Annotated in this window: 24 protein-coding genes; 9 read left to right on the top strand and 15 right to left on the bottom strand. The window is 71.4% G+C overall.

What is annotated here, in order from left to right:
- Positions 1 to 50: 50 nt before the first annotated feature.
- The 12 genes from ACZ5TL_RS12440 to ACZ5TL_RS12385 all read right to left on the bottom strand — a co-directional run bounded on the left by ACZ5TL_RS12440 (position 51) and on the right by ACZ5TL_RS12385 (position 14,281).
- Complete coding sequence (locus tag ACZ5TL_RS12440) at positions 51 to 1,406, bottom strand: ABC transporter substrate-binding protein (protein WP_468589448.1); 1,356 nt, start codon at positions 1,404 to 1,406, stop codon at positions 51 to 53.
- Between the two features lie 59 nt (positions 1,407 to 1,465).
- Entirely contained in the window at positions 1,466 to 3,475 is a 2,010-nt protein-coding gene (locus tag ACZ5TL_RS12435) for a pectinesterase family protein (RefSeq protein ID WP_468589446.1), read from the bottom strand.
- A gap of 31 nt (positions 3,476 to 3,506) precedes the next feature.
- Complete coding sequence (locus tag ACZ5TL_RS12430) at positions 3,507 to 5,027, bottom strand: glycoside hydrolase family 43 protein (protein WP_468589445.1); 1,521 nt, start codon at positions 5,025 to 5,027, stop codon at positions 3,507 to 3,509.
- A complete protein-coding gene (locus ACZ5TL_RS12425) occupies positions 5,024 to 5,866 on the bottom strand; it encodes a DUF6807 domain-containing protein (protein ID WP_468589444.1) in 843 nt (280 codons plus the stop codon). Before ACZ5TL_RS12425 ends, ACZ5TL_RS12430 begins: the two co-directional genes overlap by 4 nt.
- Positions 5,863 to 7,020, bottom strand: coding sequence for a Gfo/Idh/MocA family protein (locus tag ACZ5TL_RS12420; RefSeq protein WP_468589442.1), 1,158 nt, complete (start codon positions 7,018 to 7,020; stop codon positions 5,863 to 5,865). Before ACZ5TL_RS12420 ends, ACZ5TL_RS12425 begins: the two co-directional genes overlap by 4 nt.
- Positions 7,017 to 8,306, bottom strand: coding sequence for a pectate lyase family protein (locus ACZ5TL_RS12415; protein WP_468589441.1), 1,290 nt, complete (start codon positions 8,304 to 8,306; stop codon positions 7,017 to 7,019). Before ACZ5TL_RS12415 ends, ACZ5TL_RS12420 begins: the two co-directional genes overlap by 4 nt.
- On the bottom strand, positions 8,303 to 9,202 hold the full coding sequence (locus tag ACZ5TL_RS12410; RefSeq protein ID WP_468589440.1) for a carbohydrate ABC transporter permease: 900 nt from the start codon (positions 9,200 to 9,202) through the stop codon (positions 8,303 to 8,305). The genes ACZ5TL_RS12415 and ACZ5TL_RS12410 overlap by 4 nt, the downstream gene beginning before the upstream one ends.
- Positions 9,199 to 10,134, bottom strand: a complete 936-nt coding sequence (locus ACZ5TL_RS12405) for a carbohydrate ABC transporter permease (protein ID WP_384156334.1) — start codon at positions 10,132 to 10,134, stop codon at positions 9,199 to 9,201. The genes ACZ5TL_RS12410 and ACZ5TL_RS12405 overlap by 4 nt, the downstream gene beginning before the upstream one ends.
- 102 nt (positions 10,135 to 10,236) lie before the next feature.
- Positions 10,237 to 11,970, bottom strand: a complete 1,734-nt coding sequence (gene araD / locus ACZ5TL_RS12400; protein ID WP_468589438.1) for an L-arabinonate dehydratase — start codon at positions 11,968 to 11,970, stop codon at positions 10,237 to 10,239.
- Positions 11,967 to 12,878 (bottom strand): dihydrodipicolinate synthase family protein, encoded by a 912-nt coding sequence (locus tag ACZ5TL_RS12395; RefSeq protein ID WP_468589436.1) that lies wholly within the window; start codon positions 12,876 to 12,878, stop codon positions 11,967 to 11,969. Before ACZ5TL_RS12395 ends, araD begins: the two co-directional genes overlap by 4 nt.
- Entirely contained in the window at positions 12,875 to 13,534 is a 660-nt protein-coding gene (locus tag ACZ5TL_RS12390; RefSeq protein ID WP_468589434.1) for a GntR family transcriptional regulator, read from the bottom strand. The genes ACZ5TL_RS12395 and ACZ5TL_RS12390 overlap by 4 nt, the downstream gene beginning before the upstream one ends.
- Positions 13,535 to 13,684: 150 nt before the next feature.
- On the bottom strand, positions 13,685 to 14,281 hold the full coding sequence (locus tag ACZ5TL_RS12385) for a TIGR03086 family metal-binding protein (RefSeq protein WP_468589432.1): 597 nt from the start codon (positions 14,279 to 14,281) through the stop codon (positions 13,685 to 13,687).
- Positions 14,282 to 14,413: 132 nt separating this feature from the next.
- On the opposite strand from ACZ5TL_RS12385, the gene ACZ5TL_RS12380 reads away from it, so the two are divergent.
- Entirely contained in the window at positions 14,414 to 15,652 is a 1,239-nt protein-coding gene (locus ACZ5TL_RS12380) for an MFS transporter (RefSeq protein ID WP_468589430.1), read from the top strand.
- On the opposite strand, the gene ACZ5TL_RS12375 is transcribed toward ACZ5TL_RS12380, so the two are convergent.
- Positions 15,589 to 16,755, bottom strand: coding sequence for a hypothetical protein (locus ACZ5TL_RS12375; protein ID WP_468589429.1), 1,167 nt, complete (start codon positions 16,753 to 16,755; stop codon positions 15,589 to 15,591). The two genes, ACZ5TL_RS12380 and ACZ5TL_RS12375, sit on opposite strands and share 64 nt — an antisense overlap.
- The gene (locus tag ACZ5TL_RS12370) at positions 16,752 to 17,693 is read right to left on the bottom strand and encodes a 5-dehydro-4-deoxyglucarate dehydratase (RefSeq protein ID WP_468589428.1); all 942 of its coding nucleotides are present in this window, start codon (positions 17,691 to 17,693) and stop codon (positions 16,752 to 16,754) included. Before ACZ5TL_RS12370 ends, ACZ5TL_RS12375 begins: the two co-directional genes overlap by 4 nt.
- A 221-nt stretch (positions 17,694 to 17,914) precedes the next feature.
- Between ACZ5TL_RS12370 and ACZ5TL_RS12365 the strand changes: the two genes are divergently transcribed.
- The 8 genes from ACZ5TL_RS12365 (at position 17,915) to ACZ5TL_RS12330 (ending at position 25,614) form a co-directional block, all read left to right on the top strand.
- Entirely contained in the window at positions 17,915 to 18,724 is an 810-nt protein-coding gene (locus ACZ5TL_RS12365; RefSeq protein WP_468589427.1) for an NAD-dependent epimerase/dehydratase family protein, read from the top strand.
- 262 nt (positions 18,725 to 18,986) lie between these two features.
- Positions 18,987 to 19,757 carry a DeoR/GlpR family DNA-binding transcription regulator gene (locus ACZ5TL_RS12360; RefSeq protein WP_468589426.1) on the top strand — a complete coding sequence of 257 codons (771 nt, stop codon included), beginning with the start codon at positions 18,987 to 18,989 and terminating at the stop codon, positions 19,755 to 19,757.
- Between the two features lie 120 nt (positions 19,758 to 19,877).
- The gene (locus tag ACZ5TL_RS12355; protein ID WP_468589425.1) at positions 19,878 to 21,245 is read left to right on the top strand and encodes an ABC transporter substrate-binding protein; all 1,368 of its coding nucleotides are present in this window, start codon (positions 19,878 to 19,880) and stop codon (positions 21,243 to 21,245) included.
- The gene (locus ACZ5TL_RS12350; protein WP_468589424.1) at positions 21,242 to 22,186 is read left to right on the top strand and encodes a carbohydrate ABC transporter permease; all 945 of its coding nucleotides are present in this window, start codon (positions 21,242 to 21,244) and stop codon (positions 22,184 to 22,186) included. The genes ACZ5TL_RS12355 and ACZ5TL_RS12350 overlap by 4 nt, the downstream gene beginning before the upstream one ends.
- Complete coding sequence (locus tag ACZ5TL_RS12345; protein WP_468589423.1) at positions 22,186 to 23,064, top strand: carbohydrate ABC transporter permease; 879 nt, start codon at positions 22,186 to 22,188, stop codon at positions 23,062 to 23,064. The genes ACZ5TL_RS12350 and ACZ5TL_RS12345 overlap by 1 nt, the downstream gene beginning before the upstream one ends.
- A complete protein-coding gene (locus tag ACZ5TL_RS12340) occupies positions 23,061 to 24,050 on the top strand; it encodes a zinc-dependent alcohol dehydrogenase family protein (protein ID WP_468589422.1) in 990 nt (329 codons plus the stop codon). The genes ACZ5TL_RS12345 and ACZ5TL_RS12340 overlap by 4 nt, the downstream gene beginning before the upstream one ends.
- 75 nt (positions 24,051 to 24,125) lie before the next feature.
- The gene (locus tag ACZ5TL_RS12335) at positions 24,126 to 24,347 is read left to right on the top strand and encodes a hypothetical protein (protein ID WP_468589421.1); all 222 of its coding nucleotides are present in this window, start codon (positions 24,126 to 24,128) and stop codon (positions 24,345 to 24,347) included.
- Positions 24,348 to 24,411: 64 nt separating this feature from the next.
- Positions 24,412 to 25,614 carry a TerD family protein gene (locus ACZ5TL_RS12330; RefSeq protein WP_468589551.1) on the top strand — a complete coding sequence of 401 codons (1,203 nt, stop codon included), beginning with the start codon at positions 24,412 to 24,414 and terminating at the stop codon, positions 25,612 to 25,614.
- A gap of 151 nt (positions 25,615 to 25,765) precedes the next feature.
- Here ACZ5TL_RS12330 and ACZ5TL_RS12325 read toward each other — a convergent pair whose 3' ends face one another.
- Positions 25,766 to 26,341, bottom strand: coding sequence for a TetR/AcrR family transcriptional regulator (locus ACZ5TL_RS12325; RefSeq protein WP_468589419.1), 576 nt, complete (start codon positions 26,339 to 26,341; stop codon positions 25,766 to 25,768).
- Positions 26,342 to 26,540 lie beyond the last annotated feature (199 nt).

Below are 26,540 nucleotides of genomic sequence, written 5' to 3'. Positions count from 1 at the left end.
CCACCGCCGCCCCTGTCCGGTTGGGGCGTGGGGGGATCAGCGGGCCGGGATCAGCCCTTCTGCTCGTTCCATTCCTTCTGGGCCTCGTTGAGCTGCTCGGCCATCTTGTCCAGGAAGTCCTTGGCGCTCATGTCGCCGAGCAGGACCTTCTGGAAGCCGGCCTCGTTGTCGGCCTTGGAGATGGTGTTCCAGTCCGGCAGGTAGTACGGCAGCTGGACGATGCTGGTGGAGCCGTCGTTGAGGGCCTCGGCGGCGAGCTTGGTCGGCTCGGCCTTGGAGATCCAGGCGTCCTTGGCGGCGTCCTTGTGGGACGGGATGGCGCCGGCCGACTCGTTCCACTTGGAGTTGGACTCGTGCGAGGCGGCGAACTCGATGAACTTCCAGGCGGCCTCCTTGTTCTTGGAGCTCTTGAACAGCCCGAGACCGTCGACGGGGTTGGAGACCTGGACGCGCTTGCCGCCGGGGCCGGTCGGCTGCGGGATGCCGCGGAACTTGTCGGTGCCGAGCGCCTTCACGTGGTCCTGGTAGGAGCCCAGGTTGTGGTTCAGCATCCCGATGGTGCCGGAGTCCCACTGGGCGACCATCTTGGTGAAGTCGTTGTTGAGGTCGGCGGCCGGCGTGTACTTCTTGTACAGGCCGGCGTACTTCTCCAGCGCTTCGACGTTCTTCGGGTCGTTGAGCGTGGTCTTCTCACCGCCGGCGTCCCAGAAGGACGTGATGCCGGACTGCCCGTACATGGCGTCCAGCGCCTGCGCGATGGAGCCCGCGCCGCCGCGGATGGTGTAACCGAACTCGTTCTTCTTGACGGCGGTGAGCTTCTCGGCGGCCTCGTAGAACGCGTCCCAGGTCGTGGGCGCGTCCAGGCCCGCCTTGTCGAACAGGTCGGTGCGGTAGTAGAGGGTGCCGTTGTTCGCGGAGGTCGGGATCGTGAACATGTTGTCGTCGGAGCCGCCGGCCACCTTGACCGACTCGACCATGCCCTCGTTGAGCTTGCCATTGAGGGAGGACTTGGCCAGCCGGTCCTCCAGCGGCTCCAGCGCGTCCTGCGCCGCGATGCCCGCGAGCATGGCCGCGCCGACACCGCCGACGTCGGGCAGGCCGCCGCCCTGGATGGCGGTGTCGTACTTCGACTGCACCTCGGTGGAGGGGATCCCGACGTACTCGACCTTGATGTCCGTGTTCGCCTTCTCGAAGTCGGCGATGATCTCCTTCCAGATGTCGGTGCGGACACCGCCGTTGTTGTCCCAGAAGACGATCTTCCCGGTGCCACTGCCCTCGGCTCCGTCACCCCCACCGCTGCCGTCGTCACCGCAGGCGGTGGCGGTCAGGGCGAGCACGGCCCCCAGAGCGACGGCGGCCGACGTCCGGCGCCTTCCCGTACTGGTGCTGCGATTGCTGATCTTCATTGGTCGGCTCTCTTCTTCTGGATCCAACGGAGATGTGCGGGTGTGGGGGTGTGGGAGTGTCAGTGCCGGTCGTACGGCGCCCAGCCGTCCGACCCGTTCAGGTAGCGGGCGACGGTGTACGACCGTGCCTCGGCGTCACTCAGGTGCGGCCGGTCCTCGGTTCCGGTCTCGGCCGCGCCGGGCCCGTAGTTGCCGTACTCGGCGAACCGCGCGTCCCGCCAGGAGAAGCCGCTCATGTCGGTCCACGGCGCGGCCTTGATCGCGGCGGGCAGCTTCGTGTCCCGGATCAGTACCTGGGCGATGGCGTCCGGCTGGCCGCCCGGGTGCCAGGGCCGCCCCAGGTGGAACGATCCGGCGGGCGCGTCGCTGACGATCTCCGACCGGGTGATCAGGAACCCGTACGGGTTGTCCTTCCAGGTCGAGGCGGCGGTGATGTAGCCGTTGTTCGTCGCCGATCCCCGGCTCAGCGCCCGGATCACCGACCGCTCGATGACGGTGGTGGCCCGCCCGTAGATGAAGTCGACGTCGCCCTCGATGTACGAGTCGCGGATGTAGACCCGGCTGACGGTGGTCAGCCTGGGGCTGTCGGTCATCAGGGTGTCCTGGTTGCCCAGGAAGGCGGTGTCCTCGAAGACGATCCGGTCGCCGGTCGTCTTCATCGCCAGCGCCTGCTCGCCCTTCAGCTCGTGCGCGGCCTCGTCGAAGTCGTTGCTGAAGGTGAGGTTGCGTGCGGTGACGTCGCTCGCGGCGATCCGGACGGTCGCGCTCCCGGTGGAGCCGCCGTACTCGGCGGGTGTGTCGTAGACGATGACCGTGTCCGAGCGGTCCTGTCCAGTCCCCCGCAGCACGATCTTCGGCTTGTCCGCGGGAACGAGCACCTTCTCGCGGTACGTGCCGGGCGCGACCGCGATGGTCACGGGCACGTCGTTGCCGGACGGCACGGCGTCCACGGCCGACTGCACGGTCGGGTACGCCGCCCGGACGTGCAGCGTCACCGCGTCGCCGATCCTCTTCTGCGGGCCGGAGAAGCGCTTGACCAGCGCGGGGACGGCCGCGGCCGGGTCGAGGCGGTAGTCGTAGAACGCCCGTGGGTCGAAGGCGTCACCCCGGGTGTCGTGCCGCCCCGTGGTGTTCCTCAGGATCGAGCCGCGCTGCACCAGCTCGGCCGTGGCATCGGCCTGGTGGGGGTGCTGGACGCCGTCGTAGTAGCTGTTCTCGATGACCATCTCGGTCCTGCCGCGCGCCCAGCTGCCGTACGTCCACTGCGGGTCGCCGTCGGCCACCTGACGGGAGAAGTAGTTGTTGTACAGGTGCGCGTAGGCACAGTTGTCGGCGGACGGGTTGCGCTGCTTCGTCCCCGTGAACCAGTTGTGGTCGATGGTGATCTGCGTCTTGGCGTTGTCCGTCCAGCCGATGCCGAACGCCTTGTTGTGGTCGGCGAACTCGTTGTACGAGACGGTGATGTACTCGCTGTCCTTGCGCACGTCGAGCAGCCCGTCGCCCATGCGCGTGAAGCGGTTGTGGTCGATCCAGACGTGGTGGACGGAGTCCATCTGGATGGCGTCGAAGTCGGTGGTCTTGCCGTCCCAGTCGCCCTCGACGTAGGAGTCCCGGATCGTCAGGTTGCGGATGATGACGTTGTGGGTGCCGGGTTTGAGGTGCAGCTCGCCGTGGACGATCTCGCCGGTGTCGCCGACGCCGATGATGGTCTTGTCGGACGCCACCACGATGTTCGAGCCGAAGGGCTCGACGGCGATCGAGCCCTTGACGCGGATGACGTACGGTTCCTCGGCCGCCGCGTATCGGGCCAGCGAGGCCTGGTCGGTGACCGTGACGACCTTGCCGCCCGCGCCTCCGGTGGTGCCGCCGGCGAGGGCGGCGAAACCGTGCGGCCGGTCGGTGAAGCGGTCGGCGGTCGTGATGGCCGGCGTGGTCCGCGCCGTGTCCGCGGCGGGGGCGGCGGCTTTCGCCTCCCCCACCGCCCCCAGGGCCAGGGCGGCGACCAGGCCGAACACGGCGGCCATGGTTCTGCCGGATCCCGGCAAGCGCTTGCTTCGGAGGTGCGTCATTGCGGCTCCCAACAGGCGGGGTGGTGACGGGTTACAGGGTTCTGATCCGGAACTGCGTGAAGGTGGCGGCGCCTGCGTGTCCGGGGTCGGCGGGCGCGAGGGCGAACAGGCCGAGCAGGGCGCCGACCCAGCGCCACGGGGTGGCGGCGAAGACCGGGCCGGAGGGCCGTAAGCCGTCCCCGACGTCGCAGGAGAAGCGGCAGCGCGCCCCGGCGCCGATCTCGATGCGCAGCCGGGCCCGGCCCTCGGGCGCCTCCCGGGGGTGCGCGGCGTCACGTTCCTTCTCCGCGACCGCCTCGGCGAACCGGTGCACCAGATGCACGGTCCCGTCCGCGCCGCGCTGGAGACCGATCCAGCCGAACGCGTCACCGAGGACCGCGAGTCCGGCCCGCGCGCCCGGTTCCTCGCTGTTGAGACAGAGGTCCACCTCGACCACGCAGGGCGTTCCGGGCAGCCGCTGAGTGAGGATGTGCGGCAGTTTGCGCAGGTCATGCGCGTCGGCCGAGCGGACGCAGGTCAGCCGGAGCCCGTCGCCGGAGTGCTGGGTGGCCCAGCCGTCCTGGGGGTTGGCGGTCCACTGCCACTGGCGGCCGAAGCGTCCGCCGGGGAAGTCGTCGTCGGTGGCGGGCGCGGCGGGCGGCTGCGCCGGCAGATCGGGCCGTGGGTGCACGGCCACGGGGGCGCCCTCGTGGCCGAGCACGGGCCAGCCGTCCGCAGTCCAGCGCATCGGCTGGAGGTGCACGACCCGGCCGTAGGCACCGCGCTGCTGGAAGTGCAGGAACCAGTCCTCGCCGGACGGGGTGCGCACCCAGCCGCCCTGGTGGGGGCCGTTGACGTCGGTGTCCTTCTGCTCCAGGACGATTCTCTCCTCGTACGGCCCGAAGAAGCCGCGCGAGCGGAGGGCGCCCTGCCAGCCGGTCTCCACTCCCCCGGCGGGCGCCAGGATCCAGAACCAGCCGTCGTGCCGGTAGAGCTTGGGCCCTTCGAGGGTGAACCAGCCGGGGATGCGGTCGCCGTCGACGATCACCTTGCCCTCGTCGAGGAGCTCGGTGCCGTCGGGGCGCATACGGTGGCCGGTGAGGCGGTTCTTGACACCGGAGCGGGACTTGGCCCAGGCGTGCACGAGGTACGCCTCGCCGGTCTCGTCGTCCCACAGGGGGCACGGGTCGATCAGGCCCCGGCCCGACTTGACCAGGTGCGGGCGGGTCCACGGGCCCCGGACCGCCGGGGCGTTGACCTGGAAGATGCCCTGGTCGGGGTCGCCCCAGAAGATCCAGAAGCGGTCGTCGTGGTATCTCAACGAGGGCGCCCAGACGCCGCAGTCGTGGCGCGGTGCCCTGAACTCGCCCGCCGGTTCCAGGCGTTCGAGAGCGTGGCCGACCAGGGTCCAGTTGACCAGGTCGCGGGAGTGCAGCAGCGGCAGGCCGGGGACGCGGCCGAAGCTGGAGGCGGTCAGGTAGAAGTCGTCGCCGACGCGCACGACGTCCGGGTCGGACCAGTCGGCGTCCAGGACCGGGTTGCGGTACGTGACGTCGGTCTGCTCGGCGCTCACGGGCTCGCCGCCTTGCGGACGAGGGACGCGGCCGCGTCCCGGTCGAGGCGGCCGTCGGCGACGACGGTGACGACGCGGCGTACGACGGTGTCACCGGACGGGATCGGCAGCCGTTCGTCGTGCGCGAGGGAGGAGCCCACACCCGGGTACTCCTCGGTGCGTACGAACCACGGGTCCCGCCGGGTCTGTCCGGTGGCCCCGGCGAAGACCAGCGTCCAGGTGGAGCCGGCCAGGGCGAGCCAGTCGGCGCGCCGTCCGTGGACCTGGGCCTCGCCCTCGGTGTCGGCGGTGAAGACGTCCGGGGCCGCGGATTCCTTGCGGGCCCGCCAGAAGAAGCCGCCGTAGGCCGCGCCCGGGCGCCCGTTGGTGGCGGGGCTGCCGATGGACAGCGGGTGCGGGGTGACGTTGGTGAGGGAGAAGGTCAGGTCCAGCGCCCAGGCGTGGTCGGTGAGTCCGGTGGCCGCGACCGTGCGGCGTTCACGCAGCAGCTCGCCCGGCGCGGCCACCCAGCGCAGCTCCTCCACGAAGCCGTCGGGGTCGCGCAGCTGGAAGGCGGAGTGCCGCTGGGAGCCGTGGTTGTCCAGCTCGGTCGGGCCCTGGTCGCGGACGAAGGTGCGCCCGCCCCAGAAGTTGTACCCCTCGACGTCGGGAACGGCGACACCGACGCCGAGGTGGTGTGCGTGGTCGGCCGGGCCGAGCTCGGTCACGGCCGTGCCGGCCAGGGTGGTGACGGGGTGCAGGTACGGGCGCGGGGACAGGCGCGCGGGGAGCTCGGGCCGGGTGACGTACCGGCCGACGGGCCGGCCCGCGACGCGCAGGACCGCGGTGTCGGTGGTCATCGGGTGCTCACCTCTTTCCGGCGGGCGGGCGGGAGCGTCCAGGGGGCACCCAGCTCGGAGTACAGGGAGAGGGTGTCGGCGGCGGCCGCGACCAGTCCGTCGATGCCGGGCACGACCCTGCGGTTCTCGCCGGGGATCCGGTGCCAGGCGGTGTCGGGCAGCGGGGCCGGGTCGGGGGCCTGCCGGATCGCCTCCACGACCTTCATGAAGGCGCCGGTCCCGTCCGGGGTGACCAGCAGGCCGGCGCCGGTGGTGAGGTGCGCGACGAGGTTCTCCAGCAGGTCGGTGCGGCCGTACTCGTACTCCTGCGGGCCGTGGCCCGCGCGCTGGAGCAGCGCCCGGTCCTGCTTGTACCAGAAGGTGATCCGGCCGCTGCTGCCGTGCACCAGGACGTACGGCTCGTCGGGCCGCTCGGCGCACAGGGTCGCGGCGACGGTGACCGGGTGGCCCTGCGCGGTGGTGACGCGGACGCAGGAGGTGTCGTCGGACTCGATGGCGTTGGCGCGCAGCAGTTCGGTCTCGATGGCGGTGACGTCCTCGGCGCGGGTGCTGCCGCCGAGGGCGAGGGCGGTGGCGACGGCGTGGGCGAGGGGGTTGGTCAGCGCCCCGTCGATCACGTCGGCGCCGTTCATCCGCCGCTTGCCCGCCCAGGGCGCCCGGCGGAAGTAGGCCTCGTCGCGCACCCAGGCACCGGCTCCGCCGAGCCCGACGAGTTCGCCGATGGCGCCCTGGGCTATCAGTTCGCGGATGGCGGGCAGGGCGTGCGAGCCCAGCGACTGGAACCCGATCTGGCAGGCGACACCGGCCTCGGCGACCCCGTCGGCCATGCGTCGGTACTCGGCGTAGGAGGGCGCGGGCGGCTTCTCCAGGAGGATGTGGACACCCCCCCGCGCGGCCGTCAGCGCGAGGTCGGTGTGCGTCGGGATCGGCGTGCAGATCACCGCGATCCGGGCGCCGGTGGACTCCAGCAGTGCGCCGAAGTCGGCCGACTGCTCGGGGAGTTCGCCGCCGAACTCGTCCTCGGTCAGCGGGGTCAGCTCGCAGATGCCCGCGAGCCGGACCAGTCCCTCGCGCTCGAGCCGGCGGATGTTCTCCACGTGCCAGCGGCCGTGGCCGCGGGCGCCGGCGAGGACGACGGGCAGGGGTGTGCTCATGGGATCCTCCCCGCTCCCGCGCCGCGGGCCACCGCTCGGTCGGCCGACGCGGCGCTGTCGATCTTCGTGTGCAGGGCCGGTGTCCAGCCCACGTCGGCGGTCAGGTCGCGCTCGCTGCCCGAGTTGTAGGCGTTGTGGATCGCGAGCAGGTCGACCGGATAGCCGTTGAAGAGGGTGCCGCTCTGGTGCAGGGCGCTGCCGTTCCAGCTCTTGACCAGGTCGGCCGCCTCGACGTGGCCGGGCGTGGTGAAGGCGTTGTTCTCGGCGTAGAGGGCGGACTCGGTGCCCACGCCGAGGGAGTAGCGGTAGGGCGCGCCGTCGGGGACGACGTACCGGTTGTTGTAGAGGTGCACCTGGCCGAAGCGGACCCGCGGGGCGCGCTGGACGACCGACGTGAACTCGTTGTGGTGCAGGGTGACCCGGAGTTTGCCCCGGTCGCTCGTCGCCGAGTCGCTGTTGCCGATGAGCATGGCCTTGTCGTGGCCGGCGAAGCGGCTCCAGGAGACGGTGACGAGGTCGGAGCCGTTGGTGATGTCCAGCAGGCCGTCGTGGCGCAGGTAGTTGCGGCCGAAGTAGGTGGGTTCCCTGTCGTCCGGGTGCCCCTGGTCGGAGAGCGTGACGTGGTCGATCCAGACGTGCGTGGCGCCGCGCAGCCAGATGTTGTCGTAGGCGGTCTTCCAGTCGCCGAGGCCGCCGGTGTTGGGCTGCCAGACGGGGAAGCAGTCGTAGGCGTCGCGCAGGTCGAGATTACGGATGATCACGTTGTGCGCGTTCTTGACCTGGAGGCTCGCGCCCTTGAGCACCGCTCGGGAGCCCAGTCCGACGATCGTGGTGTTGGAGCCGACGGGCAGCACGATCCGCTCGGCCTGCCGGGCCGCCGACGCCTGGCGGGCCTCCTCCTGCGGGCCGCTGGGCCCCGCCGGGCCCCAGGTGCGGGGGTCGTAGGCGGCGAGGTACTTCTTCAGGCCGTAGCCGTCGGTGGCGTAGTCGGCGCAGTCCAGGCGGTCGCCGTCGTCGTCGGTGTTGGCGTCGACGGTCCCGGCGATCTTGATGATCTTCGGGGTGTCGCTGCCGCCGTCCAGGGCGCGGACCAGTCCGGCGCGGTCGGTCACGGTGTGGACGTGCGCGTCGTCGGCCGCGGCACCTCCGGTGGTGCCGCCCCCGGCCGCCGCCCAGCCGTCGTGCGTGGGCAGGGTGTCGCGGCTGATGTCCCGGGCCTCGGCGTGCGCGGGGACGCACAGCAGCCCCAGCAGGCCGGCGGCCACGGCGAGGTGACGTGCTCTCATCCCTTCACCGCCCCCGCGCTGAACCCGGTGATCAGCCACTTCTGGATGAAGGCGAACACGAGCACCACGGGCACGGCCGCGATGATGCCGCCGGCGGCGAGGGCGCCGAGGTCGACGCTGTCCGCGCCCATCAGGGTGTTGAGGCCGACCGGGATGGTCTGCTTGTGCTGGTTGTTGAGGAACATCAGGGCGAACAGGAAGTGGTTCCAGGAGTGCACGAAGGCGAAGGAACCGACGGCGATCAGGCCGGGCCGCAGCAGCGGCAGGACGACGATCCGGAAGGCCTTGAACCGGTTGCAGCCGTCGACCCAGGCGGCCTCCTCCAGGGAGTACGGCACGTTCTTGATGAAGTTGCTGATCAGGATCATCGACAGCGGCAGCTGGAAGACGGTCTCGGCGATGATGACGCTGGCCAGCGAGTTGATCATCTGCAGCTCGGCGAAGATCTCGAACAGCGGGACCAGCAGCAGCGCGCCCGGCACGAACTGGGAGCACAGCAGGGCCAGCATGAAGAGCTGCTTGACCTTGAAGTTGAACCGGGCGAGTGCGTAGCCGCCGGCCAGCGCGACCAGGGTCGTCATCACCAGCGTGGCGACGCCGACGAGCACGCTGTTCTGGAAGTAGACGCCGAAGCTGCGCTCCGTCCACACCTTCTCGAAGTGGTCGAAGGTCATCGGCCAGGGCACCAGCGAGGTGGAGCCGGCCGGGCGCAGCGAGAACAGCAGGATCCAGTAGAACGGGATCAGCGTGAAGACGAGGTAGATGCCCAGGGGCAGGTAGATCTGCCAGCGGGGCGCCTCGTCCCAGGCGCGGCGGGACGTGCCCACCGGCCGCGGCGGTTCGGGGGTGACGGGTGCGGGGGCGGGCGCGGCCTTGGTGGCCACCTTGGTGCTCACTTGTTCTCGCCTCCGAACTTGCTCATCCGCAGATAGACGATCGAGCAGAAGAGCAGGATCACGAACGCGACCGTGGTCAGGGCCGACGCGTAGCCGAAGTTGTGGGACTCGACGCTGGTGCTGGCGACGTAGAGCGGCAGCGTCGTGGTGACACCCGCTGGTCCACCGCCGGTCAGCGTGTAGAGCAGGTCGACGTTGTTGAACTCCCAGACCGCGCGCAGCAGCGTGGACAGGATGATGGCGTCCTTCAGATGGGGCAGCGTGATGTGCCAGAACTGCTTGATCCGGCTGGCCCCGTCGACCTCGGCGGCCTCGTAGAGGTCCTTCGAGACGGACTGGAGGTCGGCGAGGATCAGGATCGCGAAGAAGGGCACGCCGCGCCACAGGTCGGCGACGATGGCCGCCGGGAACACGGTCGAGGTGTCGGACAGCCAGCTGGTGCCGTAGGAGCCGATGCCCAGGTCCGCGAGGTAACGGGTGATGCCGGTCTGGGAGTTGTAGAGCAGCACCCAGATCGCGGAGGTCAGCACACCGGAGACGGCCCAGGGGGAGAAGACCATGGCGCGTCCCAGGCCCCGCCCGACGAAGGTCTGGTTGACGATGAGGGCCAGGGCGAGGCCGAACAGCAGTTGCAGGCCGACTTCGACGAAGACCCACTTGGCGCTGAAGACGAGACTGTCCCAGAACAGCGGGTCGTCGGTGAAGATGCGGACGAAGTTGTCGAAGCCCGCGAATCCGTTCCGCCAGGGCTTGGTGGGGTTGTAGTTCTGCAGGCTGTAGTAGAAGACGCTGATGACCGGGTAGGCGATGAAGCCCAGCATGAGCAGGGCGGCCGGTGCGATCAGCAGGTAGGGGAGCCTGCGCGGGGTGGCGGAGGCACGGCGCCGCCTCGGTGGCGCGGGCGGTTTCGCCACGGCTGCGGCTTGGGCCATGACTGTTCTCCGTTCTCAGTACGTCGTGCGTGCGCGGGAAGCGCTTTCTTGCTGTGCCGGGTCGTGCCGGGTCGTGCTGAGGTACCTGGGCGGTGCGGTGGTTCAGCCCGCGTACGGGTCCCGCACCGTGCCTGGACGAGCCAGGAACTCGAAGTCGCAGCCGGTGTCGGCCTGCGTGATCTGCTCGTTGTAGAGCGCGCCGTAACCGCGCTCGTAGCGGGTGGGCGGGGGCGTCCAGTCCGCCCTGCGCCGGTCCAGCTCCGCGTCGTCCACATGGAGATGGAGGGTGCGGGCCGCGACGTCGAGGGTGATGGAGTCGCCGGTGCGCACGAGGGCGAGCGGTCCGCCCACATGCGACTCGGGAGCGACGTGCAGCACACAGGCGCCGTAACTCGTGCCGCTCATCCGGGCGTCGGAGATGCGGACCATGTCCCGGACGCCCTGCTTGAGCAGGTAGTCGGGCAGCGGCAGCATCCCGTACTCGGGCATCCCCGGGCCGCCCTTGGGGCCGGCGCCCCGCAGCACGAGCACGTGGTCGGGGGTGATGCCGAGCGCGGGGTCGTTGATGGTCCGCTGCATCGTCTTGTAGTCGTCGAAGACGACGGCGGGTCCGGTGTGCTTGAGCAGGTGCTGCTCGGCGGAGATGTGCTTGATGACGGCGCCGTCCGGGCAGAGGTTGCCGCGCAGCACCGCGACCCCGCCCTCGGCGGCGACCGGGTTGTCCCGGGTCCGGATGACGTCGTCGTTGTGCACCTGCGCGCCGGCGAGCTGCTCCCGCAGCGTGTCGTACGCGACGGTCGGCCGGTCCAGGTGGAGCAGGTCCGTGATCCGGGAGAGGAACCCGGGCAGGCCGCCCGCGAAGTGGAAGTCCTCCATCAGGTACGTCTGTCCGCCGGGCCGTACGTTGGCCAGCACCGGCACCGTGCGGGCGACGCGGTCGAAGTCGTCGAGGGTGAGCCGGACGCCCACGCGGCCGGCCATGGCGATCAGGTGGATCACGGCGTTGGTGGAGCCGCCGAGGCCGAGCACGGTCGTCACGGCGTCGTGGAAGGCGTCGGCGGTGAGGATGTCGCTCAGCTTCCGGTCCCGGTGGACCAGTTCGACGATCGTCATACCCGCCCTGGCGGCCATCCGGTCGTGCCCGGAGTCGACGGCCGGGATGCTGGAGGCGCCCGGGACCGTGACGCCGAGCGCCTCGGCGGCGGCGGTCAGGGTGGAGGCCGTGCCCATCGTCATGCAGTGGCCGGGCGAGCGGGCCAGGCCGCTCTCCAGCTCCTGCATCTCGCAGTCGCCGATGACACCGGCCCGCTTGTCGTCCCAGTACTTCCACATGTCGGTGCCGGAACCGAGGACCTCGCCTCGCCAGTGGCCCGGCAGCATGGGCCCGGCCGGCACGAACACCGCCGGCAGGTCCGCGCTCGCCGCGCCCATGAGCAGGGCGGGCGTGGACTTGTCGCAGCCGCCCATCAGCACGGCCCCGTCGACCGGGTACGACCGCAGCAGTTCCTCGGTCTCCATGGCGAGCATGTTGCGGTAGAGCATGGGGGTCGGCTTCTGGAAGGTCTCACTCAGGGTCGAGACCGGGAACTCCAGCGGGAAACCGCCCGCCTGCCAGACACCGCGCTTGACCGCCTGGGCCCGGTCCCTGAGGTGCACGTGGCAGGGGTTGATGTCCGACCAGGTGTTGAGGATGGCGATGACGGGCTTGCCGAGGTGCTCCTCGGGCAGGTAGCCGAGCTGGCGGGTGCGGGCGCGGTGGCTGAAGGTACGCAGCCCTTCGGTGCCGTACCACTGGTGGCTGCGCAGGTCCTCCGGACGCTTCCTCGGTGTGCTCATATCGACCACCCGGCGGCGATGGCGGCGACCTCGGCCCGCTCGCTCTCGGGCAGCGGCCTGCTCGGCGGGCGGACCTCGCGGCGGCACAGCCCGAGGGAGGCGAGGGCCTCCTTGACGACGGTGACGTTGTTGGCGGAGCCGCTGTCGGCGCGCAGGTCCTCGAAGCGGCGGATCTGCTCCCAGACCTTCATGGCGGCCGGGTAGTCGCCGGAGCGCAGCGCCTCGAGCATGTTCAGGGAGACGGCCGGGGCGACGTTGACGAGCCCGGAGGTGAAGCCGGTGGCGCCCGCGGAGAAGTAGGAGGGCGCGTAGGGCTCGGCGAGGCCGGCCACCCACACGAACCGTTCCAGTCCTGCGTCCCGGGCGAAGGCCGCGAACCTGGCGGCGTCCGGGACGGCGTACTTCACGCCGACGACGTTCGGGCAGGCGTCGGCGAGTTCGGCGAGGCGGGCGCCGGTGAGCTGCGCGTTGCGGATGTAGGGGACGACGCCCAGCTCGGGCACGGCCTCGGCGACGGCGCGGTGGTAGTCGACCCACCCGGCCTGGGAGACGTACGGGTGGACGGGCTGGTGGACCATCACCATCCGGGCGCCGAGGTCCCGGGCGTGCCGGGCGGAGGCGACGGCGGTCGGGATGTCGTGCCCGACACCGACCAGGACGACGGCCCGCTCCCCGGCCTCGTCGATCGTCATCTCCGTGACGAGACGGCGCTCTTCGGGGGTCAGGGCGTAGAACTCGCCGGTGTTGCCGTTCGGGGTGAGGGTCGTGATGCCGCCGTCGAGCAGACGGCGCAGCAGGGCCCGGTAGGTGTCCTGCTCGACGGAGCCGTCCTCGGCGAACGGGGTCACCGGGATCGCCACGACGTCGGCCAGGGCCGCCCGCTGGGTCTCGAACGCCACGCTGCTCATTCCTGACCTTCCTGTTCCAGTCCTGCCTGGGGGAAAGCACGCTGCACGAAGGACGCGATGTGGGAGTGCAGGGCGCGCGCCGCGCCGTCGGCGTCGCCGTCGAGGGCGAGCCGGAGGATCTCGCGGTGCTCGTCGGCCTCCCGCTCCCAGGAGGGCGAGGCGGCCCACGCGACGGCGGAGACGAGGGCGGCCTGGTCGCGGACCTCGTCGAGCATCCGGCCGAGCAGCGGGTTGCCGCACGGCAGGTACAGGGCGCGGTGGAACTCCCGGTTGGCGAGGGAGCGTTCGGCGGTGTCGGTGGCGACATCGGCCCGGGTCAGCGCGTCGCGGGCGGCGTCCAGGGAGGCCCCGCGCCGCACGGCGCGCTTCAGCGCCTCGGGCTCCAGCAGCAGCCGCACGTCGTAGACCTCGCGCGCCATGTCCGCGTCCACCATGCGCACCGTGACGCCCTTGTACTGGCTCATCACGACCAGCCCGGTCCCGGCGAGGGTCTTGAGCGCCTCGCGCACCGGGGTCTTCGACACCCCGAACTGCGCGGCCAGCTCGGTCTCGACCAGCGCCTGGCCCGGCGTCAACTGCCCGGTGAGGATGCGGTGTTTGATCCCCTCCAGCACGTACTGCGTGCGGGAGGGGATCGGCGTGGGCACAGAGGTCATGTGCGCCTCTCGGATCTCGCGTCCCTGGGGATCGCGTATCGGATCTCGCGTATCGCGTCTCATATATGACGTACGAAGTACGACGCGATGACGGTAAGAGGGCGCGTTTGTTTCGTCAATGCTTCTGACGCAGGAAGTAGCAATCGCTTTCTACGGCCTGGGCGTCCACCCCGGATCCCGCCCGCTCAGTCCCACCGCCCGGTCCAGCACGGACGCGTCCGGCCCGACGGGGACGACGGGGCCGAAGATGTCACCCCGGCCGGGGTCGTCGACCGCGGCGGCGAGGAAGCCGTGGCAGACCTGGAGCGCGGCCGGATCGGGGGTGTACACCTGGCCCGTCGCGCGGGCCAGGTCCCAGCCGTGGATCACCAGCTCGTCGGTGGCGACGAGTCCGGCGACCTCGCCGGGCAGGTCCACGCCCCCGGCCCGGGTCATGCCGGTCCAGGCGGCCGGGTCGCGCCAGGCCTCGGCCAGTTCGGCGAGGACCTTGGGCAGCTCCTCGCGCCAGCCCGGCCCGATGTCCGGGAGCGCGAAGTCCGGGCTGGTGTCGGTGGTGACGCCCAGGTCCTTGCGGCCGGCGTCACGGAAGGCGACGGTCAGTCCCACCAGGTGGCCGAGCAGGTGGCGCACCGCGTACTCCGGGCAGGGTGTCGGGTCCGCCAGTCGCTCGTCGGTGACGCCTTCGGCCAGGCGCGCCAGGACCGCCGTCTGCGGTCCGAGGTCGAGGGCCGGGTTGGTGTCGGTCATCCGCTGTTCCTCCTGGTTCGGGTACCTGGAAGGCAGACCGACGGCGACCGCGGAACTCATCGCCCGGCCGCCCGTTTCCTACGGCATCTTCCCGATCCTTGCTCACGGGCCTTAGCGCCACGATGACCAGGCATGACGACCTCGACGACCTGGCCCGTGGTGCGTGTCCTGCGCGACCGCACCGCGGGGCTCTGTCTCTCCGGAGTGGTGGTCTCCGGCTTCGGCACGTCGGCGCTGTGGCTGGCCTCCGGAGTGTGGGTCAAGGACCTCACCGGCTCGGACGGCCTGGCCGCGCTGTGCCTGCTCGCCATGTGGCTGCCGACTCTGGCCGGACCGCTGCTGGGCATCCCCGCCGACCGGGTCCGCCGCAAACCGCTGCTGATCGGCGCGAACCTGCTGCTGGGCGCCCTCCTGCTCGCCCTCGTGGCCGTCGACGGCCCGGGTGATCTCTGGCTGCTCTACGCCGTGCTGTTCGTATACGGCGCCGCGGGCGTCGTCCACGACGCGGCCGAGTCGGCCCTGGTCGCGACCGCCGTCGGCCCGTCCCTGCTCGGCGACTTCAACGGTCTGCGCATGACGGCCGCCGAGGGCATGAAACTCCTGGCCCCGCTGGCGGGCGCGGGCCTGTACGCGGTGTACGGCGGCGCGGGCGTCGCCCTCCTGGACGCGGCCACGTTCCTGCTGGCCGCCTGCCTGTACACGGCGCTGCGGGTGCGGGAGGAGAAGCCCGCGCCGCCCACCGGCAGCCGTCGGCAGCGGACCGCCGAGGGCGCCCGCCACCTGTGGGCACACCCCGTGCTGCGCCCCCTGGTCCTGGCGGGCGGCGCCACCATGCTGTGCGCGGGCCTCAACGGCGCGATGGTCTACGCCGTGGTCGACGGCCTCGGGCACTCCCCCGCGTACGCCGGTGTGCTGTACGCCGTGCAGGGCGCCGGGTCGGTCGCGGTCGGCCTGCTCTCCGGCACCGCCCTGCGCCACCTGGGCGCGCGGCGCTTCGCGGTGTACGGCATCGCCCTGCTGGCCGTCGCGGTGGCCCTGCGGGCGGTGCCGTCCGACCCGGTGACGCTGGTGAGCAGCGCGGCGATCGGCGCGGGACTGCCCGCCGTGCTGATCGCCACGCTGACGTCCGTGCAGCGCGAGACGCCGGGCCTGCTGCTGGGCCGGGTCACCGCCACCGCCAACACGCTGGTCTACGCCCCGAACGTGGCCGGGCTGGCCGCCGGGGCGGCCCTGGTCGAGCTGGTGAGCCACCGGCTGGTGCTGGTGGCCCTGGGCGCGGCCCTGCTGGTGACGGCGGCCGCGCTGGGTCAGCGCCCGGCGAGAGCGGAGCGGACGGTCTCCAGGTCGCCGTCGGACGCCAATCCGGCGTGATACAGCCGCAGTTCGGTGGCGCCGAGCCGACGGGCCTCGGCCGCGTCGGCAGCGAGGGTACCGGGGCTGCCGCCCATGCCGGAGACGACGGTGAAGTTGGCGGCGATGACGGCGTTCTCACGGCCTTCCCGCGCGAACGGCGCCAGGCTGCCGGTGCCGCCCGCGCAGGGCACGACCACCCCGTCCGCGACGGACAGGATGTGCGCCGGGTCGACCCCCGGGTTGGCGCCGACGTGGTACGATACCGGGTCCGCGTGCAGCAGCACCTGGAAGCCCTCGGGCGCCGCCGCCCGGACCGCCGCCACGGCCGCCTCCTGGAGCGTGCGGGCGGTCGCGTCGCGCCACGCGCGCGTGGTGTTCGCGAGCGTCTCGCCGAGGAGCTTCTCGATGCCCGTCCAGCCTCCGTCGGAGGGCGCCACCCCCTGCCACACCGGCTCCAGCGCGGTCCGTACGGCGGCGGCCAGCTCGTCGGCGTCCAGGCCGTGCCGTCCGTAGCCCTCCCGGCAGGACGGGCAGAAGCACAGCGCCATCAGGTACTGCCCGGCGTCCCCGAGGCCGACACCGCCGGTCTTGTCGTGGGCGTGCAGATGCTGCAGGCCGTACCAGCCGAGGGACTCCAGCTCGGTGCCGCGCGCCCCGGGCCGTACGGCCGCCTCGGCCGCCAGGTCGGTCAGGTACGCGCGCGTGGCGGGCTGGGCGATGCACGGCGCCCAGGGGTAGCGGTCGCCGTAGGCGTTGACGACCGAGGTGTCCGGGTGCTCGGCGCCCAGCCGGGAGTTGTGCGCGAGGACGACCCAGGTGTGCACCTCCAGGCCGGCGTCCGTGAGGGCGGCGGCGGCCTCGCCGAAGGCGTCACCGGGGGCCCAGTCACCGGCCGCGTAAGGGCGCAGCTGCCGCCCGTCCCAGCGGGCGTCCGCCGGATACAGCACGGCGGCGTGCTCGGCGGTGACGACGCGGTGGCGCGGGTGGCGGGGCGTGAGGGCGCGCGTGGAGTGGTAGGCGGCGGCCAGCGTCACCTGCTCCACGCCGAGCGCGGCGATCCGCGCGGGCGCCTCCGGATCTCCGTTGACGTCCCAGGGGTAGACGAATGCCGATGCCCTCACTTGGCCTCCTCAAGCAGCGCGTAGCCACGCTCGATCACTTCGGCGAGCTGCTTGACATGATCCTCGGCCGGCTCGTGCAGCGGGGGCCGGACCTCCCCCACGTCCAGTCCGCGCAGCCGTACGCCCGCCTTGACGAGGGCGACGGCGTAGCCGCGGCCCCGGGCGCGCAGTTCGACGAACGGCCGGTAGAAGCCGTCCAGCAGCTTCTCCACCACGCGGTCGTCGCCGTCGCGGAGTGCCTGGTGGAAGGCGAGGGCGATCTCCGGCGCGAAGCAGAACACGGCGGAGGAGTAGAGCGTGACGCCGAGGGCGCGGTAGGCGAGCTGGGTCTGCTCGGCGGTCGGCAGGCCGTTGAAGTACAGGAAGTCGCCGGGGCTCTCGGAGCGGACGGCGCTGACGACGCGCTGCATGAGGTCGAGGTCGCCGAGCCCGTCCTTGAGGCCGATGATCCCGTCCGTGCGGGCGAGTTCGACGACGCTCTCGGGGGTGAAGACGGCGTTGTCCCGCTGGTAGACGATGACCGGCAGGGCGGTCGCTGCGGCCACCTCCCGGTAGTGCCGCAGCAGGCCCTCCTGCGCGGCGACGACGAGGTACGGCGGCATGGCGAGCAGCCCGTCCGCCCCGGCCGCCTCGGCGAGCCGCGCGTAGCGCACGGCGAGCGCCGTGCCGTATCCGGCGCCCGCGACGACCGGCACGCGCCCCTCGGCCGCCTCGACGGCGACCCGTACGCACGCCTCGAACTCCTCGGGCGTGAGCGCGTGGAACTCGCCGGTGCCGCAGCAGGCGAACACGGCGGCGGCTCCGGCCTCCACCCCGCGCCGGACATGCGTGCGGTAGGTGCCGAGGTCCACGGAGCCGTCGGTGCCGTAGGCGGTGACCGGGAAGAACAGCGGCCCGCTGGGGATGTTGAGTCGAGCGGCGAGAGGGGCTGACGTCACGAGCTCTCCCGGTTCCATATTCATGATTGGCGTCTATATTTCTGAACGAGTCCACGCTAAGGTGCCCACTCGGGGCCGGTCAAGCACACGAACCCGCGACGCACCAGCGGATTCACCTCTTCCGTGCCCTACTTGACGGGCTCCGCCCCGGCTCCTTAGCGTGTCCACGCATATGAATGCTGTGCGCTCATGTGCACCGTTGGCGATCAAGGAGACCGCGGATGCCCGCTCCCCGTACCGTCCTGCTCACCGGCGCCGCCGGCGGCCTCGGCACGCTGATGCGGGACCTGCTCCCGGCCTACGGCTACGACCTGCGCCTGCTGGACATGCGCCCGGTCGAGGGCGCACCCGACGCGATCACGGCCGACCTCGCCGACAAGGACGCCGTGCGCGAGGCGGTCCGGGGCGTCGACGCGATCATCCACCTCGCGGGCATCTCCCTGGAAGCCTCCTTCGAGAAGATCCTCAAGGCGAACATCGAGGGCACCTACCACCTCTACGAGGCCGCCCGAGAGGAAGGCGTCGGCCGGATGGTCTTCGCCTCCTCCAACCACGCGGTCGGCTACACCCCGCGCCCCCAGGGCCACGACCCCCTGATCCCGGTCGACACCCCCCGCCGCCCCGACACCTTCTACGGCCTGTCCAAGTGCTTCGGCGAGGACCTCGCGCAGTTCTACTGGGACAAGCACGGCCTGGAGACGGTCTCGGTGCGGATCGGCTCCTGCTTCCCCGAACCGACCAGCGTGCGCATGCTCTCGGTGTGGATGAGCCCCGCCGACGGCGCCCGCCTCCTCCACGCGGCCCTGACCGCCGAGCGCGTCGGCCACACCGTCGTTCACGGCTCCTCCGCCAACACCCGGCTGTGGTGGGACCTCACCACCGCCCGGGCACTCGGCTACGAGCCGCAGGACGACTCCGAGCCATGGGCCGAGAAGCTCATCGCCGAGCAGGGCGAGCTGGACCCGGACAACGAGGCGCACGCCTGCCTCGGCGGCCACTTCGTGACGGACCCGCCGATCTGGCCGTACTGACCGGAAGGAGTCGTCGCGAGAGGGCGGGCGGGCACCGAACGGGCCCGCCCGCCCCCCTGTTCGGGCACGATCGCTGCCCGCTCTCACGCGCCGATCACCGCCGACGCAGGTCCGCGGCGGGCACGCCCCGCGTCGAACGGGCGTAAACGGGCAGCATCGAACCCGCAACAGACCTGGTCAGTGCCGCGACCCCGCTGTAGAAATTCCCCCACGGGCCCCATCGGGCCCGAACGGGCGGCAGCAGCGGAAGGCAGGTGGCGGCATGAGCACGAGGACGGCGGAAGAACGCCAGCGCGAGATCGTGCTGGCCGCGCGGAGCGCCGGCTCCGTCGATGTCACCGCCCTCGCCGCCGAACTGGGCGTGGCCAAGGAGACCGTACGCCGGGACCTGCGCGTCCTGGAGGAACATGGTCTGCTCCGCCGCACCCACGGCGGCGCCTACCCCGTGGAGAGCGCCGGTTTCGAGACGACGCTCGCCTTCCGTGCCACCAGCCACGTCCCCGAGAAACGCCGGATCGCGGCCGCCGCAGCCGATCTGCTCGGGGACGCCGAGACGGTCTTCGTCGACGAGGGCTTCACCCCGCAGCTCATCGCCGAGGCACTCCCCCGGGACCGGCCGCTGACCGTGGTCACCGCGTCCCTGCCCGTCGCGGGCGCGCTCGCCGAGACCGACACCGTGTCCGTCCTGCTGCTCGGCGGCCGGGTCCGCTCCGGCACCCTCGCCACCGTCGACCACTGGACGACGAAGATGCTGGCCGGCTTCGTCGTCGACCTGGCGTACATCGGCGCCAACGGCATCTCCCGCGAACACGGCCTCACCACACCCGACCCGGCCGTCAGCGAGGTCAAGGCGCAGGCGATCCGGGCCGCGCGGCGCACGGTGTTCGCGGGTGTGCACACCAAGTTCGGCGCCGTCAGCTTCTGCCGGTTCGCGGAGGTCGGCGCCCTGGAGGCGATCGTGACGAGCACCCTGCTCCCCGCGGCCGAGGCCCACCGCTACTCCCTGCTGGGGCCCCAGGTCATCCGCGTCTGACGCACGAGCCGCACCCCGCGGGCCCCACCCGAAGGGCCGGCGCACCCCACCGAAGCACCCCCGCATGACACCCGTTTCCCCCAACAGTCCTCTTTGTACCCAAATGTTCAGGAGCACTCCATGAGAACCCAGAGCCGACGCGCGCCACGCGCCCTTCTCGCCGTGGCAGCCGTAGGGACGCTGATCACCTCACTCGCCGCATGCTCGGGCGCCGGCGGGTCCGGATCCACCGGCGGCGACTCCATCAACGTCCTGATGGTGAACAACCCGCAGATGGTGGAGTTGCAGAAGCTCACCGCCGGCAACTTCACCAAGGACACCGGCATCAAGGTGAACTTCACCGTCCTGCCGGAGAACGACGTCCGGGACAAGATCAGCCAGGACTTCGCCAACCAGGCCGGCCAGTACGACGTCGCCACCCTCAGCAACTACGAGATCCCCATCTACGCCGAGAACGGCTGGCTCCACTCCCTGGACTCGTACGTCGAGAACGACAAGGCCTTCGACCAGGACGACATCCTCACCCCGATGACGCAGGCCCTCACCGCGGAGGACGGCAACCTCTACGGCGAGCCCTTCTACGGCGAGTCCTCCTTCCTGATGTACCGCAAGGACGTCTTCGGGAAGGCGGGCCTGACCATGCCCGACAAGCCCACCTGGCAGCAGGTCGCCGACCTCTCCGCGAAGGTGGACGCGGCCGAGTCCGGCATGAAGGGCATCTGTCTGCGCGGCCTGCCCGGCTGGGGTGAGGTCATGGCCCCGCTGACCACGGTGGTCAACACCTTCGGCGGCACCTGGTTCGACAAGGACTGGCAGGCGCGGCTGGACTCCGAGGAGTTCAAGGAGGCCACCCGGTTCTACGTCGACCTGGTCCGGGAGCACGGCGAGGCGGGCGCCGCCCAGGCCGGGTACGCCGAGTGCCTGAACAACATGACCCAGGGCAAGACCGCCATGTGGTACGACGCCACGGCCGGGGCCGGCTCCCTGGAGGCGAGCGGCTCCCCGGTCAAGGGCAAGATCGGCTACGTCCCGGCGCCGGTCGAGAAGACCGACAGCTCGGGCTGGCTCTACACCTGGGCCTGGGGCATCCAGAAGGCTTCCAAGAACGCCGAGAACGCCTGGAAGTTCATCTCCTGGGCCTCCGGCAAGGGCTACGAGAAGCTCGTCGGCGAGAAGATCGGCTGGGCCAACGTCCCCGCCGGCAAGCGGGCGTCGACCTACGACATCCCGCAGTACCGCAAGGAGGCCGCCGCCTTCGCCGACGTCACCCGGGACGCCATAGCGAGCGCCAAGCCCGACGACCCGGGCGTGCAGCCGCGGCCCGCGCCCGGCATCCAGTTCGTCGGCATCCCCGAGTTCACCGACCTGGGCACCAAGGTCTCCCAGGAGATCAGCTCCGCCATCGCCGGCCGGCAGTCCGTGGACAGCGCGCTGAAGAAGGCGCAGGACCTCGCCGAGGCCGTAGGAGAGAAGTACGAGGGATCATGACCGTCGCCACTCCCCCCACCCGGGTCGCCGCCCCCGAGCGGCCGGCGGCCCGGCGGCCGAACCGTATGCGGGCGTGGGCCACCCGGGCCCCCCTGCTGCCCGCGCTGATCTTCATGATCCTCGTGACGCAGCTGCCCTTCGTGGCCACGCTGGTGATCTCGTTCTTCGACTGGAACGCGCTGTACCCGGACGACCGCCACTTCGCCGGCTTCGCCAACTACGCGGAGGTGCTGAGCACGCCCGACCTGCGCAAGTCAGTGGGAACGACCGTCCTGCTGACCGTCACGGTCGTGCTCGTCAGCCTGGTGCTCGGACTGGCGCTGGCCCTGCTGCTCGACCGGAGGTTCCGGGGCCGGGCCGCCGTGCGCACCATGCTGATCGCGCCCTTCCTGCTGGTGCCGATCGCGGCCGCGCTGCTGTGGAAGCACGTGCTGTTCAACCCCGAGTACGGCCTGTTCAACGGCATCCTGAGCTGGATCGGCGGGGACGGCGCGCCCCAGCCGGACTGGATCTCCGAGATGCCGCTGATGGCGGTCGAGGCCTCGCTGATCTGGCAGTGGACGCCGTTCATGACGCTGATCCTGCTCGCCGGACTGCAGAGCCGCGACGCGCAGCTGCTCGAGGCGGCCCGCATGGACGGCGCGAACGACTGGCAGGTCTTCGTCCACATCACGCTGCCGCACCTGCGCCGCTACCTCGAACTGAGCGTGCTGCTCGGCTCGATCTACATCGTGCAGAACTTCGACGCGGTGTACACGATCACCTCCGGCGGCCTGGGCACCGCGAACCTGCCGTACACCATCTACCAGACCTTCTACCAGGCGCACGAGAACGGCCTGGCCTCGGCGGCCGGCGTGATCGTCGTCATCGGCTCGCTCATCCTCGCGACCTTCGCCCTGCGCGTCGTGTCGTCCCTGTTCCGCGCGGAGGTGTCCCGCTGATGAACACTGTCACCACCAGCGCCCCCCGACGGCCCACCCGACGGCCCCCGCGCCGCGGCCGGTTCCAGGGGGCCGCCCTGGGCATGGCCGCCTGGCTGGCCGGTCTCCTGTTCGTGCTGCCCCTCCTCTGGATGGTCCTGACCTCCCTCCACTCCGAGGCGGACGCGGCGACCAACCCGCCCTCCCTGGCGGCCTCGCTCACCCTGGACGGCTACCGCGAGTTCTTCGGCGTCGGCGGGGGCGCCAGCCCCTGGCCCGCGCTCATCAACTCGATGACGGCCTCCGTGGTCTCGACGCTGCTGACCCTGCTCCTCGCCCTGCCGGCGGCGTACGCGCTGTCCATCCGGCCGGTGAGGAAGTGGACCGACGTCATGTTCTTCTTCCTCTCCACCAAGATGCTGCCGCTGGTGGCGGGCCTGCTACCGATCTACCTGTTCGCGAAGAACACCGGCCTGCTCGACAACATCTGGGCCCTGGTCATCCTCTACACGGCCATGAACCTGCCGATCGCGGTGTGGATGATGCAGTCGTTCCTCTCCGAGGTGCCGGCCGCGATCATCGAGGCGGCGCAGATCGACGGCGCCCGGCTCCCCACCATCCTGGGGCGCGTGGTGGCCCCCATCGCCCTGCCCGGCATCGCGGCGACGGCTCTGATCTGCTTCATCTTCAGCTGGAACGAACTGCTCTTCGCCCGGGTCCTCACGGGCGTGGTCGCCGAGACCGCCCCCGTCTTCCTGACCGGCTTCATCACCAGCCAGGGCCTGTTCCTGGCGAAGGTGTGCGCCGCGTCGCTCGTCATCTCCCTGCCGGTGCTCGCCGCGGGGTTCGCCGCCCAGGACAAGCTGGTCCAGGGTCTGTCGTTGGGAGCCGTGAAATGAAGGCCGCCGTCATCGAGTCCGTGGGCAAGGCCGTCGTCGCCGAGGTCCCGGACCCGGCGCCAGGACCGCGCGATGTCGTGGTCGAGGTCGCGGCGTGCGGCCTGTGCGGAACCGATCTGCACATCCTCCAGGGCGAGTTCGCCCCGAAGCTGCCGATCGTGCCAGGGCACGAGTTCGCGGGCGAGGTGGTCGGGGTCGGCACCCGGGTCACCGAACTGGCGGTGGGCGACCGGGTCGCGGTGGACCCGTCCCTCTACTGCTACGAGTGCCGCTACTGCCGTACGGGCCACAACAACCTCTGCGAACGCTGGGCGGCGATCGGCGTGACCACGGCCGGCGGCGCGGCGCGGTACGCGGTCGCCCCCGTGGCGAACTGCGTGAAGCTCCCGGACCACGTCCGCACGGAGGACGCGGCGCTCGTGGAGCCACTGTCCTGCGCGGTCCGCGGCTACGACGTGCTCCAGTCCCGCCTCGGCGCACACGTGCTGATCTACGGCTCCGGCACGATGGGCCTGATGATGCTGGAGCTCGCCAAGCGGACGGGCGCGGCGAGCGTGGACATGGTGGACGTCAACCCGCAGCGCCTGGAGACGGCGCGCCGTCTGGGCGTCTCGTCGTCGGCGGCCAACCCCGACGAACTGGACCGCCCGCAGGGCTGGGACCTGGTGGTCGACGCGACCGGCAACGCGGCGGCGATCCAGGACGGCCTGGACCGGGTGGCGAAGGCGGGCACGTTCCTCCAGTTCGGCGTGGCCGACTACGCGACGCGCGTGACGATCGACCCGTACCGCGTCTACAACCAGGAGATCACCATCACCGGTTCCATGGCGGTGCTCCACAGCTTCGAGCGCGCGGCCGAGCTGTTCGCGAACGGCGTCCTCGACCCCGACGTCTTCATCAGCGACCGGATCCCGCTGGAGCGGTACCCGGAGGCACTGGAGCAGTTCGCGGCAGGGGTCGGCCGCAAGATCGTGGTCGTGCCGTAGGGCACGGACCGCTCCGGGGCGGGGGCGGGCGAAAACCGGTGGGGCGCCTGCCCCTGCCCCCGTACGCTCGCACGCATGCCACGACCACACGGCTTCGACTACGAGCGGCACCCGGGCGGAACCGTCCGCATCACCCATCACGGCCGCCCCGCCACCACGCTGAACAGCCCCCGGGCCGAGCAGTTCCTCGCCGAGGTCGAGGCCTCCGACCCGCAGCTCGTCATGGCCCGCTGGACCGGCAACTACAAGCGCGGCAACGAACGCACCGCCCGCGATCATCCCCGCAACCGCCGTTGACCCGAATGGGCGCAAGGTAAGGGAACGGCAAAACCGCCTCGCTCGTTCACCCGGCATGACAGCTATGACCCCCGGCTCGAACATCCCCCTGTCCGCCGCCCGCGTGACGGTTGACGTCGCCGCCCCGGTGCGGCTCGACGTATCGGGCCTGCTGCTTACCGCCGACGGCAAGGTGCGCTCCGACGACGACTTCATCTTCTACAACCAGCCGTCGGGCCCGGGCGTGACGTACCGCTCGGGCGGCGGCACCACGCCCGACGCGATCGTGGTCGACACGGCGGCCGTGCCGCCCGGCATCGAGAAGATCGTCGTCACCGCGAGCCCGGACGCCGCGGGCCAGACCTTCCGGGGCATCGAACCGACGGCCACGGTCCGCAACGCGGACGACAGCTCCGTCCTTGCCTCGTTCACGCCCCCGCAGCTCGGCGACGAGACGGCTCTGGTGATCGTGGAGATCTACCTGCGCAACGGCCAGTGGAAGGCCCGAGCCGTCGGCCAGGGATACGCCAACGGCCTCGCGGGCATCGCCACGGACTTCGGCGTCACGGTGGAGGAGCCGGCCGCCGCGGCCCCGGCCCAGCCGGTGACCCCGCCGCCGGCCCCGGTGCAGCCGCCGGCCCCGCCCGTCACCTCGCCCACGGCACCTCCGGCCGCCCCGGCCACCCCTCCCCCGCCCGCGCCCGGCTCGGGCAAGGTCAACCTCGACAAGGGCCGCGTCAGCCTCCAGAAGAACCAGACCGTCTCCCTGATGAAGGGCGGCCGCCCGCTGCTCTCCTCGGTCAGGATGGGCCTCGGCTGGGAGCCGGCGTACCGCGGCAAGGACATCGACCTGGACGCCTCGGTCATCGCCTACGGGCCGCAGCGCAACCACATCGACAGCTGCTACTTCGGCAAGCTGCAGATCGTGGGCGGCGCGATCCGGCACTCCGGCGACAACCTCACGGGCGAGGGCGGCGGCGACGACGAGGTCATCACGGTCGACCTCGGCCGCCTCCCCCAGGAGGTCACCGGCCTGGTCTTCACGGTCAACTCCTTCTCCGGCCAGAAGTTCACGGAGGTCGCCAAGGCCTACTGCCGCCTCCTGGACGCCACGACCGGCGAGGAACTGGTCCGCTTCGACCTCACCGGAGCCGAGCCCCAGACCGGCGTGCTGATGGCCAAGCTGATCCGCCAGTTCTCCGGCGAGTGGGACATGACGGCCATGGGCGACTTCGTGAAGTCCCGCACCGTGAGGGGGATGGTGAAGCCAGCGGCCCAGGCGCTGTAGCGCCCTCACGACCGACGTCCGGGACGCCCCCGCCAGGGGGCGTCCGGCGTCCCGAACCCCAGACCGCGCCCGCGCGCCGGACCGCCGCACCGAGCATCCCGGCGACTGGGGCCGCCGGGACGCGAGACCGCCGGGTCCCACCCACGCCGCGTCAGCTGTCCCGCGGCCGCAGCCCCTCCGTCAGCAACCCCAGATAGCGCCGGATGTGCCGGCCCTCCCCGTCCGCCAGCTCCGACGCCGTCGCCATCCCGTGGGCCAGCCGCAGCACATCCCTCGGCTCCACGTCCCGCCGCAGCGTGCCCTCCCGCTGCGCCGCCCGGACCAGCCGCCCCGCCGCGCTCCTCACCGAGTCACCGCAGGCCGTGGCCACGGCCGAGTCGCCCTCGGTGACGGCCGGGCCGAGGAGCGCCGTCAGGCCGCGCATCCGGATCATCCCGGCACCGAGTTCGTACAGCCACTCCACCAGCGCCTCACCCGGCGGCAGTTCGGCCGCGAGCGTGTCGGCCCGGGCCGCGAGCGCCTCGATCCGGTCCAGGTACGCGGCCTCCAGCAGGGCGTGCCGGGTCGGGAAGTGCCGGTACAGCGTGCCGGAGCCGACCCCGGCCCGCTTGGCGATGTCGTCGAGCGACGCCCCTTCCCCGTACTCGGCGAACGCCTCCACGGCCACCCGCAGCAGCCGCTCGTGGTTACGCCGGGCATCCGCCCGCATGGGCCTGACCTGCGCCACGCAACCACTCCTCACGAACCGGGGACCCTCTCCGCACCTTACCGACAACCGCGTCCCGCGAGGCGGACGAAGGCGCGGGCCCGGCGTCCGCGCTCACGGGCGTACCCCGGGATGTCGTGAACGTTCACGTGCGTTCGCCGTCGCGGAGCGGGGCGCCCGAGACCCCGTGGGAAGAGAACTGCACGGCTGGTCCCGAGGC

The organism is Streptomyces sp. NPDC033136, from assembly GCF_055578235.1.
The sequence above is the reverse complement of the archived record's forward strand: the minus strand, read 5'-3'. Positions and strand labels throughout refer to the sequence as shown.